Annotated in this window: 13 protein-coding genes; 6 read left to right on the forward strand and 7 right to left on the reverse strand. The window is 76.1% G+C overall.

All coding sequences use genetic code 11. The annotated features are described in order from the left end of the window. Positions 1 to 85: 85 nt before the first annotated feature. Positions 86 to 871, reverse strand: coding sequence for a class I SAM-dependent methyltransferase (locus ACZ7KX_RS22285; RefSeq protein ID WP_470327962.1), 786 nt, complete (start codon positions 869 to 871; stop codon positions 86 to 88). A gap of 204 nt (positions 872 to 1075) precedes the next feature. Between ACZ7KX_RS22285 and ACZ7KX_RS22290 the strand changes: the two genes are divergently transcribed. Beyond that, positions 1076 to 2860 carry an RNA ligase family protein gene (locus ACZ7KX_RS22290; protein WP_470327963.1) on the forward strand — a complete coding sequence of 595 codons (1785 nt, stop codon included), beginning with the start codon at positions 1076 to 1078 and terminating at the stop codon, positions 2858 to 2860. A gap of 6 nt (positions 2861 to 2866) precedes the next feature. Beyond that, positions 2867 to 5815, forward strand: a complete 2949-nt coding sequence (locus ACZ7KX_RS22295) for an RNA repair domain-containing protein (protein ID WP_470327964.1) — start codon at positions 2867 to 2869, stop codon at positions 5813 to 5815. 63 nt (positions 5816 to 5878) lie between these two features. Here ACZ7KX_RS22295 and ACZ7KX_RS22300 read toward each other — a convergent pair whose 3' ends face one another. After that, positions 5879 to 6055, reverse strand: coding sequence for a hypothetical protein (locus ACZ7KX_RS22300; RefSeq protein WP_470327965.1), 177 nt, complete (start codon positions 6053 to 6055; stop codon positions 5879 to 5881). Between ACZ7KX_RS22300 and ACZ7KX_RS22305 the strand changes: the two genes are divergently transcribed. Both ACZ7KX_RS22305 and ACZ7KX_RS22310 read left to right on the forward strand, forming a co-directional pair. Further along, positions 6054 to 7271 (forward strand): MFS transporter, encoded by a 1218-nt coding sequence (locus ACZ7KX_RS22305; RefSeq protein WP_470327966.1) that lies wholly within the window; start codon positions 6054 to 6056, stop codon positions 7269 to 7271. The two genes, ACZ7KX_RS22300 and ACZ7KX_RS22305, sit on opposite strands and share 2 nt — an antisense overlap. Before the next feature lie 285 nt (positions 7272 to 7556). Further along, positions 7557 to 9623: a hypothetical protein gene (locus ACZ7KX_RS22310; RefSeq protein WP_470327967.1), complete on the forward strand. Its 2067-nt coding sequence runs from the start codon at positions 7557 to 7559 to the stop codon at positions 9621 to 9623. On the opposite strand, the gene ACZ7KX_RS22315 is transcribed toward ACZ7KX_RS22310, so the two are convergent. Then, positions 9571 to 9729, reverse strand: coding sequence for a hypothetical protein (locus ACZ7KX_RS22315; RefSeq protein ID WP_470327968.1), 159 nt, complete (start codon positions 9727 to 9729; stop codon positions 9571 to 9573). The two genes, ACZ7KX_RS22310 and ACZ7KX_RS22315, sit on opposite strands and share 53 nt — an antisense overlap. 464 nt (positions 9730 to 10193) lie before the next feature. Here ACZ7KX_RS22315 and ACZ7KX_RS22320 point away from each other — a divergent pair, with 464 nt between their 5' ends. Further along, complete coding sequence (locus ACZ7KX_RS22320) at positions 10194 to 11612, forward strand: pyridoxal phosphate-dependent decarboxylase family protein (RefSeq protein WP_470327969.1); 1419 nt, start codon at positions 10194 to 10196, stop codon at positions 11610 to 11612. 58 nt (positions 11613 to 11670) lie between these two features. On the opposite strand, the gene ACZ7KX_RS22325 is transcribed toward ACZ7KX_RS22320, so the two are convergent. Then, positions 11671 to 12174, reverse strand: a complete 504-nt coding sequence (locus ACZ7KX_RS22325; RefSeq protein WP_470327970.1) for a DinB family protein — start codon at positions 12172 to 12174, stop codon at positions 11671 to 11673. Between the two features lie 90 nt (positions 12175 to 12264). Continuing rightward, positions 12265 to 12711, reverse strand: a complete 447-nt coding sequence (locus ACZ7KX_RS22330; RefSeq protein ID WP_350522877.1) for a hypothetical protein — start codon at positions 12709 to 12711, stop codon at positions 12265 to 12267. Positions 12712 to 12940: 229 nt separating this feature from the next. Between ACZ7KX_RS22330 and ACZ7KX_RS22335 the strand changes: the two genes are divergently transcribed. Further along, positions 12941 to 13369, forward strand: a complete 429-nt coding sequence (locus tag ACZ7KX_RS22335) for a PPOX class F420-dependent oxidoreductase (protein ID WP_470327971.1) — start codon at positions 12941 to 12943, stop codon at positions 13367 to 13369. Positions 13370 to 13429: 60 nt separating this feature from the next. On the opposite strand, the gene ACZ7KX_RS22340 is transcribed toward ACZ7KX_RS22335, so the two are convergent. Continuing rightward, positions 13430 to 14233, reverse strand: coding sequence for a putative protein N(5)-glutamine methyltransferase (locus ACZ7KX_RS22340; RefSeq protein ID WP_470327972.1), 804 nt, complete (start codon positions 14231 to 14233; stop codon positions 13430 to 13432). Between the two features lie 452 nt (positions 14234 to 14685). Beyond that, positions 14686 to 15474: a TetR family transcriptional regulator gene (locus ACZ7KX_RS22345; protein ID WP_470327973.1), complete on the reverse strand. Its 789-nt coding sequence runs from the start codon at positions 15472 to 15474 to the stop codon at positions 14686 to 14688. Positions 15475 to 15521: the final 47 nt, after the last annotated feature.

The following is a 15521-nucleotide window of genomic DNA, read 5'->3' on the forward strand; positions in this document are numbered from 1 at the left end:
CGTCAACGTCCTCTGGGCCCTGATCCGTGACAGACGGTGCTACCACGTCACACCGCCAGCGACCGAGACGGCTTGACAAACAACATTAGGAAGCGGGGGTGCGGCGGGCGATCAGCATGTCCTGGGTGTGGCCGATGGCGTACGTGCCGTCGGGGCGGGCGAAGTGGTCCCGGACGTAGGCGGTCAGGGCGGCCCGGGAGGGGCGGGGGTCGAGGGTGGCGAGGTCGGCGACGTTGACCATGAACTCGGCGACGTCCACGGCCTCGGCGAGGTGGGGCGTGCGGTAGTGGAGGTCGAGGGTCTCCAGGGTGACGTCGTCCGCCGGGTGCCGTTCGCGCAGGAGGTCGACGAGGGGGCCCAGGTCGTAGCGGACGCCGGTGAAGTGGGCGGCCATCCGCATGCACGGGCTCTCGGGGTTCTGCAGGACGACCAGCAGGGTACCGCCGGGGGCCGTCCAGTCGAAGGCGCGGGTGACGGTGGCGGGCCAGTCCGGCTCGGGCACGTAGTAGAGCACGTGCGAGAGGTGGACGAGGTCGGCGGGCTCGGGCGGCCGGACCCGGTCGAGCCGGTCCGGGAGGACGAGGGCGTCGGGGCAGGTGGTGCGGAGCTTCTCGCGCATCGCGGCGCTGGGCTCGACGGCCACCGTCCGGTCGAAGGACCGGGCCAGGTGGGCGGTGGTGCGGCCGTCGCCCGCCCCGAGGTCCAGCAGGACCCGGCGGTGCGGCAGGGCGGCGACGAGTTCGCTCAGCCGGGCGTGGGTGAGGGGCTTCTCGTCCGTCCCGGCGAGGAACAGCTCGAACACCCGGCGGTAGTCGGCGCTCGCCACGTCCAGTACGCGGACCGGATCCGCGTCCCTCGTCCTCGTCTCCACCGGGCGGCCTCCCTCTGACGACGTGTGGGGCGCGCCCATTGCACCCCGGCCGACGGCCGCGCACCTGCAGGGACGTTCCTGCCCGCGTGTCGCCGCGGCGGCGCACAGGCGACGGCGCCGGGCGGCCGCTAATTCGGTGGCCCGCGCGCGACGGCCGCTCCTACAGTGTCCGCCGGATCAACCACCCTCACAGGAGCCCCGGCCATGCGCGTGCACTACCCCCGGACTCCGCACCTTCCCTGGTCACCCGGGGCGGCGGCGGACGACGTACGGACCGGGGACCTCACCGCGCTGACCGGTGCCGAGGTCGTCGTCACCGAGAAGCTCGACGGCGAGAACACCACCCTCTACTCCGACGGCCTGCACGCCCGCTCGCTGGACTCGGCCCACCACCCCTCCCGCGCCTGGGTGAAGGGCCTGCAGGGCCGGATCGGCGGGCGGATCCCGGACGGCTGGCGGATCTGCGGCGAGAACCTGTTCGCCCGGCACTCGATCCCGTACACCGACCTGGAGAGCTGGTTCTACGGCTTCTCGGTGTGGACGGACCGCGACCACTGCCTGGACTGGGACGACTCCGTCCGCTTCCTGCGCCGCCTCGGCGTCCCGGCGCCGCGGGTGCTGTGGCGCGGCCGCTACGACGAACGCGCCCTGCGCGCCCTGAGGTTGGACCTGGACCGGCAGGAGGGCTACGTCGTCCGGACCGTCCGGGGCTTCGACCGGGCGGAGTTCGGCGAGCGGGTCGCCAAGTGGGTCCGCCCGCACCACGTGCGCACCGACACGCACTGGATGCACGCCGCCGTGGTGGAGAACGGGCTCGGACCGGCTGCCGCGCTGTGGTCCGTACGGTCCGGTGCGCTGCCCGAACTGTCTGCCCTGGCAGCCGCGTTGGGGCTCACCGAACTGTCCTGCCGGCCCGAGGAGACGGCGGAGGTGTCGGCCCGGCTGGACGAGCTCGGCCGCGGCGGGGACGCCCGCCTGGCCGGGGTGCTCGCCACCGTGCTGCGCGCCGGGCCCCGGCAGTACCCGGCGGCGCGGCTGGCCGGGCCGCTCGGTCTGCCGCTGGCGCGGAGGGTCGCCGACCTGGTCGCGCTGTACCCCGGCCTGCACTGGCCGTACCCGGACGAGGACCGCCGCGCCGGGCTGGTCCGGCTGTCCTGCGCCGCCGATCTCGGCGTGCTGCACGCCGTCGCCGCGACCGCCGCCCCGGGGGCGGCGGAGCGCGAGCAGGTCGCCTGGTCGGCCCTGCACGCCGAGGACGCCGGGCTGCTCGACGACGACGGCGGGCCGCTCGCCCGGCTGCGCGGCGGCCTGCGCGAGGCCCTGGCCGGCCTCGACCGGGACGCCGCCGACCGCTGCTGGGCGCAGGCCCGCGAGGCGTACGCGCGGGGCCGGATCTCCACCGCGGAGGAGGCCGTCGCGGCCACCTGGCGCCTGCGGGACGGCCGCTTCCCCCGGCTGCTGCACCTGTGCGGCCCGTCCGGCAGCGGCAAGAGCACCTTCGCCGCCGGGCTGACCGGTGTCGGCACCCGGATCAGCCTGGACGACCTGCGCGCCGCCCGGGGCTCGCGCGCCGACCAGCGCGACAACGCCGTGGTGCTGCGCGAGGGCCTGGCGCGCCTGGACGCCGCCCTCGCCGCCCCGAGCGCACCGGGTGCGCCCGGTGAGCCCGGTACCTCTGCTGCCTCCGGTTCCTCCGGTGCCACCGTCGTCTGGGACGCCACCTCACTCAACCGGCAGCAGCGCTCCCACGTCCACGCCGTCGCGGAGCGCCGCGACGCCCTGGTCACCCAGGTGGTGCTGGTGGTCGACGAGGACGAACTGCTGCGCCGCAACGCCGTCCGGCCGCACCCGGTGCCGGCCGACGTGCTGACCGCACAGCTGCACCGCTTCAGCCCGCCGCACGCCGGCCAGGCGCACCGCACCTGGTACGTCGGCGCCGGTGGCACCGTGGAAGACACGGCGGGCATGCTCGACGCCGAGGAGGACTGAAGGCCGATGCGTCCCATCGAACAGATCTGCCAGCGCATCCGCTGGGACGCCCGGTTCGACCCGGCCCGGTTCACCCTGGGCGTGCGCCAGCGCGACGACCGCACCGAGCGCATCCCGCTGGAGGCGTTCGCCGCCTCCGGGGACATCCCCTGGCACCGGGTGCAGCGGGTCGAGGCCGACGGCGTGGTGGTCTGGGACCGCCCGTCCGGCGTGGACGTGCTCGACACCACCGAGGCCGGACGCCGCACCGCTCCGCGCCGCCTGCGCCCGCCCTTCTTCGCGGCCACGACCCCGTACGCGTGGCGGCCGGACGACGGCTGGCTGGCCGCCCACGCGGAGGCCGCCCACACCCCCGCCCCGGGCGCCGACCGCACCGCGGCCCCGGCGGTCACCGGCCTGCGCGTGGTCACCTGGAACACCCTGTGGGACCGCTACGACGCCGTCCGGATCGCCACCGCCCGCCGCCGTCCGCTGCTGCTCGCCGCGCTCGAAGCCGCCGACGCCGACGTCATCGCCCTGCAGGAGGTCGAACCGGCCCTGGTCGCCCTGCTGCTGGCGGCGCCCTGGGTCCGCGCCGGGTACACCCTGAACACCGACCCGCTCGGGCGGGACGTCGACGAGCACGGCCTGCTGCTGCTCAGCCGGCTGCCCGTCCTGGAGGCCGGGCGGCACCCCCTGGGCCCGCACAAGGCCGTCACCGCGATCACCGTACGGACCGCCGGCGAACCGCTGACGATCGCCGCCGTCCACCTCAGCAGCGACCACTCGTCGGACGGCGCGACCCGCCGCGAGACCGAACTCGCCGAACTGGCCGAGGGCCTGGGCGGCGTCGAGGGCGAACTGCTGCTGCTCGGGGACTTCAACGACGCCCGCTCCGGCGCCCTCGGCCCGGCCGCCGCCCTGGGCCTGCGGGACGCCTGGACCCAGGTGCACGGGCCGTCCGACGACACCCCCACCTTCGACCCGACGGTCAACCCGCTCGCCGCCGTCTCCTCGCTGACCGGCCGCCCCGGCCGGATCGACCGCGTCCTGCACCGCTCCGACAGCACCCGCGTCACCGCCGCCGGGCTGCTCGGCGACCGCCCGAACGCCGACGGCCTGCACCCCTCCGACCACTACGGCGTCGCCGTGGACCTCACCCTCGGCGGCGCGGGCGGGGCCGACGCCGGTACGGGCGGGGCCGACGCCGGGGCGCAGGACTTCCTCGCCGCCGCACCCACCGCCCGCACCGCCGTCGCCTGGCTGCCGCCCGAGGAGCTGTGGCCGCCGATCCAGCGGCTGCGCACCGCGCACGACCCGCAGGTGCACCGCTGGCCGCCGCACGTCAACCTGCTGTTCGGCTTCGTCCCGGAGGCAGAGTTCGACCGCGCCCTGCCGCTGCTGGGCGCGGCCGCCGCCGAGGTGGACCCGTTCACGGCGCGGCTGGAGGGCGTGCACACCTTCGGTCACCGCGAGGACACCACCGTCTGGCTCGACCCGGCCGCCGCCTCCGCCGAGCCGTGGGCGGCGCTGCGGCACGCGCTGGAACGCCGCTTCCCCCGCTGCCGCGGCCGGGCGGAGGGGTTCACGCCACACCTGACCCTCGGGCGCAGCGCCGCCCCACAGCGGGTGGCCGCCGACTGCGCGGCCGGGCTCGACGCGGTCGCGGCCCGGGTCGGCGAGCTGGTGGTGCTCTCCCGCCGGGGCGCCGAGCCGATGCGGCCACGCGCGGTGATCGCGCTGGGGACGGGCGAGGTGCGTCCGGTGCGCGAGGAGGCGACCGTCTCGCCACGGCCCGAGCCACCCCGACGGACGGCCGCCGCACGGGAGTTGGCCCGGCGCATCGCGGCGGCGCTGCCCGACGGCGCGGTCCACGTCGTCGGCTCGCGGCGGCTGGGCTGCCAGCTGGACGGGGCCGACCTGGACCTGGTGGCGGCCCTGCCCGGCCCGGCCGACCTGTCCGGCGTCCGCGCCCGGATCGCGGCCGCGCTGCCGGACGCCCGGCAGCTGCGCGAGGTGCGCGGCGCCCGGGTGCCGGGGCTGCGGCTGGCCGCGGACGGGCTGTCCGTCGATCTCGTCGTCGTCTTCACCGGCTCGCTCGATCCGGCCCGAGCCGTCGACCGGCGGGCCGAGTTGGGCGAGGCGGAGGCCGTCGCGCTGAGCGCGGTCACCGACGCCGAGGCGATCCTGACGGCACTCGGCGAACGGCAGGACCGCTTCGTCCGGCTGGCCCGCCAGGTCAAGGCGTGGGCCCGGGCCCGCGGCCTGGACTCGGCACCGTTCGGCCAACTCCCTTCGCTCGCCTGGTCGGTGCTCGCCGCACGCACCGTCCTGGACGACGAAGGCACCGCGAGCGAGTCCACCGAGGACACGGACGGCCGGGACACGGACGGCGGCCTCTTCCGGCGGTTCACCGAGACCTGGGCGGGCTGGGACTGGCGCCAGCCCGTCTCCCTCGACTACCTCGACCCCCTCGACTCCCTCGACGGCGATCCGACCGACCGCCTGCAGGGACCGCTGACCGTCCTCACCCCCTCCTCCCCCGTCCGCAGCTGCACCACCCAGGTCGGCGCGGACACCCGCGACCTGCTCGCCGAGGAGCTGTACCGCGCCTGGGAGCTCGTCACGGAGAGCACCGACCCCTGGCCCGCCCTGCTCGCCCCGCCCCCGCTCCACCGCCGGCACGCCGCCTGGGCCGTGGTCACCGCCGCGGAGGAGTCCGTCGGGCTGGTCCGCGGCCGCCTCCGTACGCTCCTGGCCGCGCTGGAGGAGGCCGGCGGCACCCACCTGCACGCCTGGCCGCAGCCCTACCGGACGTCCGACGGCCGCACCCACTTCCCCATCGGCCTCGGCCCCACCGGCACTCCGCTCACCGCCGACCGACTCGCCCCGCTCGCCGCCGCCTGGTGCCGCCACCTCCCCGGCGTCCGCATCGAGCACGTCGACGGCGGCGCGGTCCCCACTCTCACCCGCTGAACGCCCCTTCCCGCCGGACGTCCTCCCCGCCGGACGCCGTCCCGGCGGGGACCCGAACCGTCGTCAGCCCGCCTCCAGGGCCTCGGCCCGCTCGACCGGGCCGTCCGCGAGGCCGTCCCGGTCCAGTCCGGAGGGTGTCCGCGGGGGCGCTGTTAGCCTGTTCTCCATGATCGGGAACGGCAGCAGGTCGCAGGTGCCCGGCTTATCGACGGCGCGCGGTCCGCAGCGCGCCCTCATCATGGCGAGCTTCGTCAGCCGGGTGGGCAACGGGCTGTTCAACACCGCGTCGGTGCTCTACTTCACGCTGGTGGTGCACCTGCCCGCCGCCCGGGTCGGGGTCGGCCTCACGATCGCCGGGCTGGTCGGGCTGCTGGCCGGGGTCCCGGCCGGGAACCTGGCCGACCGGTACGGGCCGCGCACGGTCTGGCTGACGGCCCTCACCATGCAGGCCGCGACGATGGCCGCCTTCGTCCTCATCCACGACTGGGCCACCTTCACGGTCGTCGCCACCCTGGACCGGCTCGCGGCGACGGCGGCCGGCGCCGCGGGCGGCGCGCTCATCGCCCGCGCCGGCGGTGAGCGCCCGGCCGCCTTCCGGGCGCGACTCCGCACCTTCGTCAACCTCGGCGTGGTCCTGGGAACCGTCGGCGCCGCCTTCGCCGTCTCGGTCGGCACCCGCACGGCGTACACCGCGCTCATCCTCGCCAATGCCGCCAGCTTCGCCTGCGCCGCCCTGATCGCCGTGCGCGGCCTCCCGGACTACCGGCCGCTGCCCCGGCCCGAGGAGCACCACCGCGCCGCCGTCCTGTCCGACCGGCCGTTCGTGTCCTTCGTCGCGCTCTACGGCGCGTTGGGCCTGCAGTACCAGACCGTCTCCCTGCTGCTGCCGATCTGGCTCGCCGCCCACACCGACGCGCCCCGCTGGACGGTGGCGGCGGTCTACGCGGTCAACAGCGCGGTGTGCGTGCTGCTCCAGAGCCGGATCGGCTCCCGGGTGGAGACTCCGCACCAGGGCGGTCGGGCGCTCCGCCTCGCCGGACTGTGCTTCCTGGTCAGCTGCCCCTTGATGGCCCTGACCGCGGACGTCCCGGCCTGGGTCGTGCCGGCGCTCGTCGTCCTCGCCGTCGGCGTGCACAGCCTCGGGGAGGTGTGGGAATCCTCGGGCGGCTACGCGCTCGGCTTCGGCCTCGCCCCCGACCACGCCCAGGGGCAGTACCAGGGTCTCCTCGGCGTCGGCTTCAACACCGGTCAGGCCCTGGCCCCGGCGGTCCTCACGACGGTCGTCCTCGGCTTCGGACATTCGGGCTGGCTGCTGCTCGGCGTGTTCTTCGCAGCCCTCGGCGCGGCCGGCCCGCCGCTGGCCGCCTGGGCGGAACGCACCCGCCGCCCGAACGACGACCCGGCCCCCACGGCACCCGTCCACCCCGACGAGGCCCCGCTCCCCGACACCGTCTGAGGCGTATCACCGTGACGGGCTGAGCAGTTGATCGGGTCTCCGCCCGGTTGGTGATCGGTGATGCGATGTGCGACCGGATCGGGCCTGGCCATGCGCAGCGACAAGCCGGCCATCGCACACCAGGCCGCACTCCGCCTCGCGGCCGTCCTGGTCCGGGTCCCCAGGCAAGCGACCCCCCGGCGGTCCGGTGTACCGGCGTACCGAGCTGCCCCGGCAGTCTGCTGTCCGAAGCCCGAAGTCCGAAGTCCGAAGTCCGACGATCGGACCGCGCGATAGGGTCCGCCCATGTGGGAGGGACTGGAGAGCATCGACTGGGCCGGGCTGCAGCACAACTACGGCTCCGCGGCGGACGTGCCCGGGTTGCTGCGGCGCTGCGCCGGCCCCGACCGGGAGGACGCCTGGGAGGCCGCGGGCGAGCTGGACAACCTCCTGTTCCACCAGGGTGGTTGGGTCTGCTCCGCCGCCGCGGCCGCGCTGCCGTACCTGGTCCGGCTGACCGCCCGGCCGGACGTCGTGGCCCGGCGTGAGCGGCTGGAGCTGCTGGACCTGCTGACGAGGCTGAGCGGTGAGGCCGCGCTCGTCGCCGAGACACAGGTCGATCCGGCGTGGGGGGCGGCCTGGGAGCGGGCGCTGCCCGAGGTGCTGGGTCAGCTGTCCGATCCCGACCCCGCGATCCGCCGGACCGTCGCCGATCTGCTGGGAGCCTGCGGCAGCTCCGGGGCGCGGACGCTGCCCGCCCTCCTGACGCGGTGGGAGGCGGAGCAGGATCCCGCCACCCGTCTCGACCTGGTGATCGCCCTCGGCCACGCCGCCCGCCGGGAGCCGACCGCAGGACTGTCCACCCGGACCACCGCCCTGCTGCGCGGGCTGCTGGACGCGCCCGAACCGCAACTGCGGCTGGCGGCCGTGCACGCGCTGGCCCCGGACGATCCGGGGCTCGCGGACCGGCACCTCGGCCTCGTCCTGGACGCGGTCCGCGACCCGGGGGTGGAGCTCTGGCGGCAGACCAGCACGGCGGACTGCGGTGTCCAGGGCGTCCAGAGCTGGACGGCCGGCCTGATCCCCGGCGCCTCGCCCGCGTACGTCCTCGGCCTGCTCGCCGAGCACCCCGACCCGGAACAGCGCACCGGTGCACTGGGCCAGGCGGGCGGGCTGCTCTCCCGGTGGCGCTCGGCGGTGCCCGCCGTGCTGCCCGCCGTCGCGGCGCGCCTGGACGATCCGGACACCGAGGTCCGCTACCGCTCGGTCGAGTTGCTCGCCTGCCTCGGCAGCGCCGCGGCCGACCACGCCGACGCGGTGGCCGCACTGCTCGACGACACCGCCACCCGGAGCACCCGGGCGGGCGAAGCCGTCCGCGAGGCGGCGGTGTGGGCCCTGGCGCGGATCGGCGACCCGCGCTGCGTCCCCGCCGTCGTCGACCTGGTCACCGCGGGCGGCCGCGCCACCGCCTTCGGCGCCGCCGAGGTGCACCACGCCCGGTTCGGCACCCACCACTACCCGCAACTCCCCGGCATCCATGAGCTGCTGGCCCCGCTCCGGGAACACGCGGACGCCCTCCTGCCGTCGATCCGCGCCCACCTGCGCGGCTCCGCCCCCACGCTGACCCGCCCGCTCTGCGAGGTGCTGGCCGGCTGGGGGCCGGCTGCCGCGCCCGCCGTGCCGGAGCTGCTCGGCCTGCTCGCGGACGACGCGACCTGGGCCCCGGCGGCGACCGCGCTGGCCGGGATCCGGCAGCCAGCCGGCGAGGAGGCCCTCGCCCTCCTGCGCGCCCGCACCACTGCCGCCGCGGGCTCCAACGCCGCGGGCGCCATCGCCACCGGAGCGGACGCGGAACTCGCCGCCTGGGCCTACTGGCGGCTCGGCGGCGAGCCCGGACCCGCACTCGCCGTGCTGGGCCCGGCCGCGACCGACGGCCGCTTCGTGGGCCCCGCGCTGCGCAAGCTCGCCGACCTCGGCCCGCACGCCGCCCCGTACCGGGACCGCCTCCGCGCGCTGGTCGCCGACCCGTACGACTGGGTCAGCGTCGAGGCCGCCCACGCCCTGTGGGCCGCCACCGGCGACACCGACACCGCCGTGCCGGCCCTGCTCGACGCCTGCCGGAGTCTCCCCGCCGGCACCTACTACCCGGCCATGCTGCAGGCCGTCCGCCACCTGACCCGCATCGGCCCGGCCGCCCGCCCCGCCGCCGTCCTCCTGGCCGAGGCCCTGACCCGCGACGAACGCCTCAGCACGTCCGGCGCCTGGCGCGCCTTCGTGGACGACGAGACGATCCGCGCCGCCGTCACGCAGCTGTGCCGGGTCACAGCCGCAACGCCCCCGCCGGCGGCCGCATCCGACGCCCGTACGGGGTGAGTGCCAGCACGCCGGTGCCGCGGACCGGCGTGCCCGGCCCGAGCGACAGCGGGCCGAGGCTCAGCGCGCCCGCCAGGCGGGGCGCCAGCCCCAGGAGTGCCCACATCCACTCGTCCTCCGCCTCGTCCTCCTCGTCCGCGCGCCGCCGGGACCGTCCCGGCGCACCCGCTGCAGCAGTGGCACGACGCCCTCGCCCCACGAGCAGAACAGCCACACCGCCGCCTGCCGCACCTCGGCGTCCGGATCCCCCAGCAGCGGCAGCACGCTCGCCGCCTGCGAGCTGTCGGCGTCCCCGCGCGCGTGCAGGGCCCGCTCCGCCGCGCGACGCACCGCCGCGCGACGCACTGCCGCGTCCGCGGAGGCGAGGTCCGTTACCGCCTGTCGAACGTCCATGGTCCGCCACGCCAGCCCGCCGCACTGACAACTCCCCGGCCGGACCGGGCCACCCGTACCGGATTGGCCCGGGACGGCGGCCCGGCCGGCCACTACCCTCGGCCGCACAGCCCATCAGCCACACAGCCGGTCAACCACGCAGTCGATCAACCGCAGAGCCGATCAACGGAGAACCCGATGCACCCCGAACTCGCCGCCGACCTCGCGCGGTTGCCCGAACTCCTGGAGGAGACCCGGCAGCACGCCCTCGCCTTCCTCGACGGCCTCGACGAGCGGTCCGTGATCCCACTGGCGGGCGGTGACGGGTTGCGCACGGCCGGCGGCAGCGGGCTTCCGACGGCCGGCGGTGGACTGCCCGCGGCGCTCGCGGAGTTCGCCGAGCGGTGGGAGCCTCGGCTGTCGGCGAGCGCCGGGCCGCGGTACTTCGGGTTCGTGACCGGTGGTGCGACCCCTGCGGCGCTGGCGGGCGACTGGCTGACCGCCACCGCCGACCAGAACTCCAACTCCTCGCTGGACCCTGCCGGTCAGCAGCTGGAGCGCGAGACGGTCGGCTGGCTGCGCGAGCTGTTCGGGCTGTCCGCGGCGCACCACGGCACCTTCGTGAGCGGCGCGACCATGTCGAACACGGTCGGACTGGCCATCGCCCGTGAGTGGCTGGGCGAGCGGCTCGGCGTGGACGTCGCCGAGGACGGGGTCGGCGCGCTGGGCCCGGTCCGGGTGCTGTCGGGCGGCGCGCACTCCTCCGTCCCCAAGGCGCTGTCGGTGCTGGGCCTGGGCCGGACGGCGCTGCACGGCGTGCCCCTGCTGCCCGGCCGGGAGGCGGTGGACGTGGCCGCGCTGGAGCGGGCGCTGGCCGAGGCCGACGGGCCGTGCGTCGTGGTGGCCAACGCGGGCACGGTCAACACCGTCGACTTCGACGACCTGCCGGCGATCGCGGCCCTCCGCGAGCGGTACGGGTTCTGGCTGCACGTGGACGCCGCGTTCGGCGCCTTCGCCGCGCTGTCGCCGCAGCACGCGCACCTGGTGGCCGGCCTGGACCTCGCCGACTCGGTCTGCGTCGACCTGCACAAGTGGCTCAACGTGCCGTACGACAGTGCCGTCCAGTTCACCCGGCGCCCCGACCTGCAGGCCCGGGTGTTCCGGAACGCCGCCGCCTACCTCGGCCCCCTCGGCGAGCACCCCGACCTGGTCCACCTCACTCCGGAGAACTCGCACCGGCTGCGCGCCCTGGCCGCCTGGTTCACGCTGCGGGCGTACGGACGCTCCGGCCACCGGGAGATCGTGGAGCGCAACGTCGCGGGCGCCCGCGCACTCGGCGAGGCGGTCGAGCGGATCGACGGCCTGCGCCTGCTCGCGCCGGTCCGGCTGAACGTCGTCTGCTTCACCCTGGCGACGGATCCCACGCCCGAGCGCCTCGCCGACCTCGCCGCGGAGGTGGCCGACGAGGCCTTCCTCACCCCGACCCGCTACGCCGACCGGCCCGCCCTGCGCGCGGCGTTCAGCAACTGGCGCACCACCGAGGCGGACGTCCGGCGGACGGCGGAGGCGCTGGCCCGGGCCGTCGGGAAGCCGGCCCCCGACCGGAACGGGGTCTGACCGGACGCGGGCCTGACCGAATGGACCACGACCGGAGCAGGGCCCGACCGGCCCCGGCTCAGCTCCGGTCGTGGTCCCCCGTCCCGCCGTCGATCAGCTCCCGCAGGATGTCCACGTGCCCGGCGTGCCGCGCGACCTCCGTCGTCATGTGGATCAGCACCCAGCGCAGCGAGACGGTGTTGCCGGACCACGACGTCCCGAGGTCGTCCAGCGCGAGCTCCCGGATGGTCTCGTCCGCACCGGCCCGCGCCCGCGCGTAGAACTCCAGGATGTCCGCCGTCGACTCGTGCGGTTCCACCCGCATGTCGGACATCTCGTCGGCGTCGAGGTCGAACGGCAACGGCCCCGTCTCCCGGCCGAACGTCTCCCGGAACCAACCGAGTTCGGCACCACCGAGGTGCTTCACCAGCCCCAGCAGGTTCGTCCCGGACGGCGTCATCGGCCGGCGCAACTGCTCGTCGTCCAAGCCCTCCAGTTTCCACAGCACCGCATCGCGGTGCCGGTCCAGCGCGACGTGAAGGCTTTCCTTCTCCTCACCCGTGAAGGGCACTCGCTTCTCCATGATCGGACCGTACCAGCTGGCACCGACAACCCGGCTCCCCGATCACCGCCCCGGACCGGCCCGCCCCCACCCGTCCCTGCCCGGCGGGGATCACGGGTGCGCCCCGTCCCCGTACACGCCGCCCGCCCGGTCGGTCAGGCCCGCCATGAACTCCGCGTGCGCGAGGTTCATGAACGGAAGCGGCCGCCACCGGCTGCGGTGATCGGGGTGGTCGCGGAACCGCTCCGCCGTCCGGCACAGCCGTGCCCACCACAGGACGCCGTCCTGGCGCATCCGCTGCGTCCACCCGGGCTCGTCCCCGCGGCCCTCCATCAGCACGTCCTCCCAGGCCCCCAGGACGTCCGACAGGAAGATGCAGTCGGACTTCGTGACGTCCGCCAGGCGCTCGGCGGCGAACCGGGCGTCGGTGCCCTCGGGTTGGGCTTCGACCACCTCGCGCAGCCGGGCGTCGAGGAAGGCGCGCAGCGGCGTGACGTCCTCGTAGTGGAGGTCGTCGGAGAACTCCAGCAGTTCCACGGGCCTGCGTTCGCGTGCCATCGTGCGGTGTCCCCTCGGTCTCGGGCGGCGCGGTCGTCGACGGCCCGTCACGGGAATCCGACGGAACGTCACGTTCTCGCCCCGACCATAGCCCCGCCCCGACGGACGTCGCACCGGATTGCCGAACCTCCCCACCCGGTCCGCGGCGCGTGCCATCATGGGCGCCGCCCGCGCAACACGCCCGGCCCGCCTTGACCTTCACACCGGTGTGAAGGCCGATGATGCTCCCATGACCGCCACACCGTTCGACCCGTACGCGCTCCTCGCGCAGAGCCGCCTCGGCATCCTCGCCACCATCAAGGCGGACGGCCGGCCCCAACTCTCCCCCGTCCTGCCGTTCTACGACCGGGAGGCGAACGCCATCCTGGTCTCCACCCGGGACGGGCTGGCCAAGACCGCCAACCTGCGCCGCGACCCCCGGGTCAGCCTGGAGGTGACCGGGCCGGACGGGCGCTCCTGGGCCACCGCCGAGGGCGTCGCCACCCTCACCGGCCCGGGCACCCACCCCGACGGGCCCGAGGTCGAGGCCCTGGTCGACTACTACCGCCGCGCCGCCGGCGAGCACCCCGACTGGAAGGAGTACCGCGAGGTGATGGTCGCCGACCGGCGGGTGCTGCTCACCATCCCGGTCGACCACGTGTACGGCACCCACCTCTGAGCGGGCCGGACCGGACCGGCCACCGGCCCGGGGCGACCACCGTGCGCCCCGGGCCACGGCTCACCCCAGCGTCGCGGTGACCACCGTGGCGTCCAGGTCCTCGTGCCGGCTCTCCGCCGCCGCCAGCCCGGCCTCCCGCGCCACCGCGAGGGCCGCCGCCACCTGACGCTCACTGGTCTCGAACAGCAGCGCGCCGTCCGCCGCCAGCCACCGCGGCGCCTGCGCGACCACCCTGCGCAGCACGTCCAGGCCGTCCGCTCCCCCGTCGAGCGCCGGCCGGGCCTCGTGCAGCCGCGCCTCGGGCGGCAGCAGTGCGAGGTCGCCCGTCGGGACGTACGGAACGTTGGCGATCAGCACGTCCACCCGGCCGTGCAGGTCCGGGGGCAGGGCGGCGAACAGGTCGCCCCGGTGGACCAGCCCGCCCGTCCCCGCCAGGTTGCGGCGGGCGCACCGGACGGCGTCCGGGTCGATGTCCGCCGCGTGCAGCTCGACCGGGTGCGCGGCCCCGGCCGCCACGGCGGCGCCCAGCGCGCCGCTGCCGCAGCACAGGTCGAGCACCACCGCGCCCGGGCCCCGGGGCGGGCCGGTCAGCGCGGTGGCGGCGGCGGCCAGGAACTCGCTGCGCCGGCGCGGGACGAAGACGCCCGGGTCGACGGCGATCCGCAGACCGGCGAACTCGGCCCAGCCGACGACGTGTTCGAGCGGACGGCCTTCGGCGCGGGAACGGACCATGGCGGCGAGGTCGGCGGGCGAGGCGGCGGAGGAGAGCAGGACGCGCGCCTCGTCCTCGGCGAACACGCAACCGGCTGCGCGCAGTCGGGAGACCACCGAGGAACGGAGAGCGGCGGAGGAGAAGACCGGCAAGAGAACCCCTTAGGGGAAGACGGGAGGAGGAGGAACGGAGGAGAAGGACTCCGTCAGGGCTCCCGCCGGGGCCGACACCGTCGGCACGCCGCCCACGCTACGCGCGCGCGGCGCCCGCACGGCCGCACTCAGGGAGCACCCGCTCGGACATTCCGGTAATGGGTCTCACCTCCCTGGGTCGCGGTCACACTCGGCGCCAACCACCTTACCGCACGGCCCGCCGAGGATGATCAACCGTGCTGCGGCCCCCGGCCCTTGCCGCTCGGTCGGGCGGGCACGCGCGCTCCGTCGGGCGCCCCCGGGCAGTCGACCCGGGGGCCGCCCCGGGGGCGCGGTGGAGGCCGCCCACTCCCCGCTTCCGCTTCGCCCGCCGGGCGGGACCGCACTCCGCTCGTCCGGATCCGCGCTCCGGTCCGACGGTTACGCCGCCGGCCGGACGCCTGCGCCGCCGGTCAGACGGGCTGCGGCGCCGGTGTGATCGACTGGGGCGCCGGCGGCCTGGTGCGGTATCCGTCGGCCCTGCCGGGAGGCACCAGGCAGGGCAGCAACCAGTCCCAGAGGGCGCCGACCCGACGCGCACGCTCCTCGGCGGGGCAGCCGTCGGCGAACACCACCTCCAGACCGCAGGCGGCGGTCACGACCAGTGTCTCCGGGCCGAAACCGTCCGAGCGGTCGCGCAGTTCGCCGGCACGGTCGGCTCCGGCCAGCAGGTCCCGGACGACGCCGGCCCAGACGCCGTGGAAGCCGCGCACACCCGCGAAGGCCCGCCGGGGATCCACCGCCCCGGCTGTGCCCGACCCGAACCCGCCCGACCCGAACCCTCCCGCAGAGGGCCCGCCCGCGGACGGTCCACCTGCGGAAGGGCCACCCGCCCTGGACCCACCCGCCGCGTGGTCCGTCTGCCAGCCGCCCGCGCGGCCGAGGCGGAACGCCGCCCGGACCACCGGGTCCGTCCCCAGGGCGTCGACCAGCCAGTACCCGGCATCGATCAGCGCCTGGAGCGGCGAGTCGACGGCACGGTGGTCGCCGCAGGCCGACCGCAGCGAGCGCTCGGCCTGCTCGAAGACCGCTCTGGCCAGCTCCTCCTTGGAGGCGAAGTGGAAGTAGAGCGCCCCCTTCGTCACCCCTGCGGCTGCGGCGATCTCGCCGAGGGTGGCACCGGCGTAGCCGCAGCGGTCGAACAGCCCCGCCCCCGCCTCCACCAGCCGCCCGCGCGTCCGTTCCGACCTCTCCTGGACCACTCGTCCCACAACCCCTCACGACGACAAGCACGTTCCGACCAGACCCC

It is taken from the genome of Kitasatospora sp. NPDC038210, assembly GCF_055600605.1.

Excerpts from the sequence above, each read along its gene's own strand:
- ACZ7KX_RS22290 (WP_470327963.1), top strand. The coding sequence starts at position 1,076 with ATGCGCGTGCACTACCCCCGGACTCCGCACCTTCCCTGGTCACCCGGG.
- ACZ7KX_RS22320 (WP_470327969.1), top strand. The coding sequence starts at position 10,194 with ATGCACCCCGAACTCGCCGCCGACCTCGCGCGGTTGCCCGAACTCCTG.
- ACZ7KX_RS22305 (WP_470327966.1), top strand. The coding sequence starts at position 6,054 with ATGGCGAGCTTCGTCAGCCGGGTGGGCAACGGGCTGTTCAACACCGCG.
- ACZ7KX_RS22325 (WP_470327970.1), bottom strand. The coding sequence starts at position 12,174 with ATGGAGAAGCGAGTGCCCTTCACGGGTGAGGAGAAGGAAAGCCTTCAC.
- ACZ7KX_RS22300 (WP_470327965.1), bottom strand. The coding sequence starts at position 6,055 with ATGATGAGGGCGCGCTGCGGACCGCGCGCCGTCGATAAGCCGGGCACC.
- ACZ7KX_RS22335 (WP_470327971.1), top strand. The coding sequence starts at position 12,941 with ATGACCGCCACACCGTTCGACCCGTACGCGCTCCTCGCGCAGAGCCGC.
- ACZ7KX_RS22295 (WP_470327964.1), top strand. The coding sequence starts at position 2,867 with ATGCGTCCCATCGAACAGATCTGCCAGCGCATCCGCTGGGACGCCCGG.
- ACZ7KX_RS22310 (WP_470327967.1), top strand. The coding sequence starts at position 7,557 with ATGTGGGAGGGACTGGAGAGCATCGACTGGGCCGGGCTGCAGCACAAC.
- ACZ7KX_RS22330 (WP_350522877.1), bottom strand. The coding sequence starts at position 12,711 with ATGGCACGCGAACGCAGGCCCGTGGAACTGCTGGAGTTCTCCGACGAC.
- ACZ7KX_RS22315 (WP_470327968.1), bottom strand. The coding sequence starts at position 9,729 with ATGTGGGCACTCCTGGGGCTGGCGCCCCGCCTGGCGGGCGCGCTGAGC.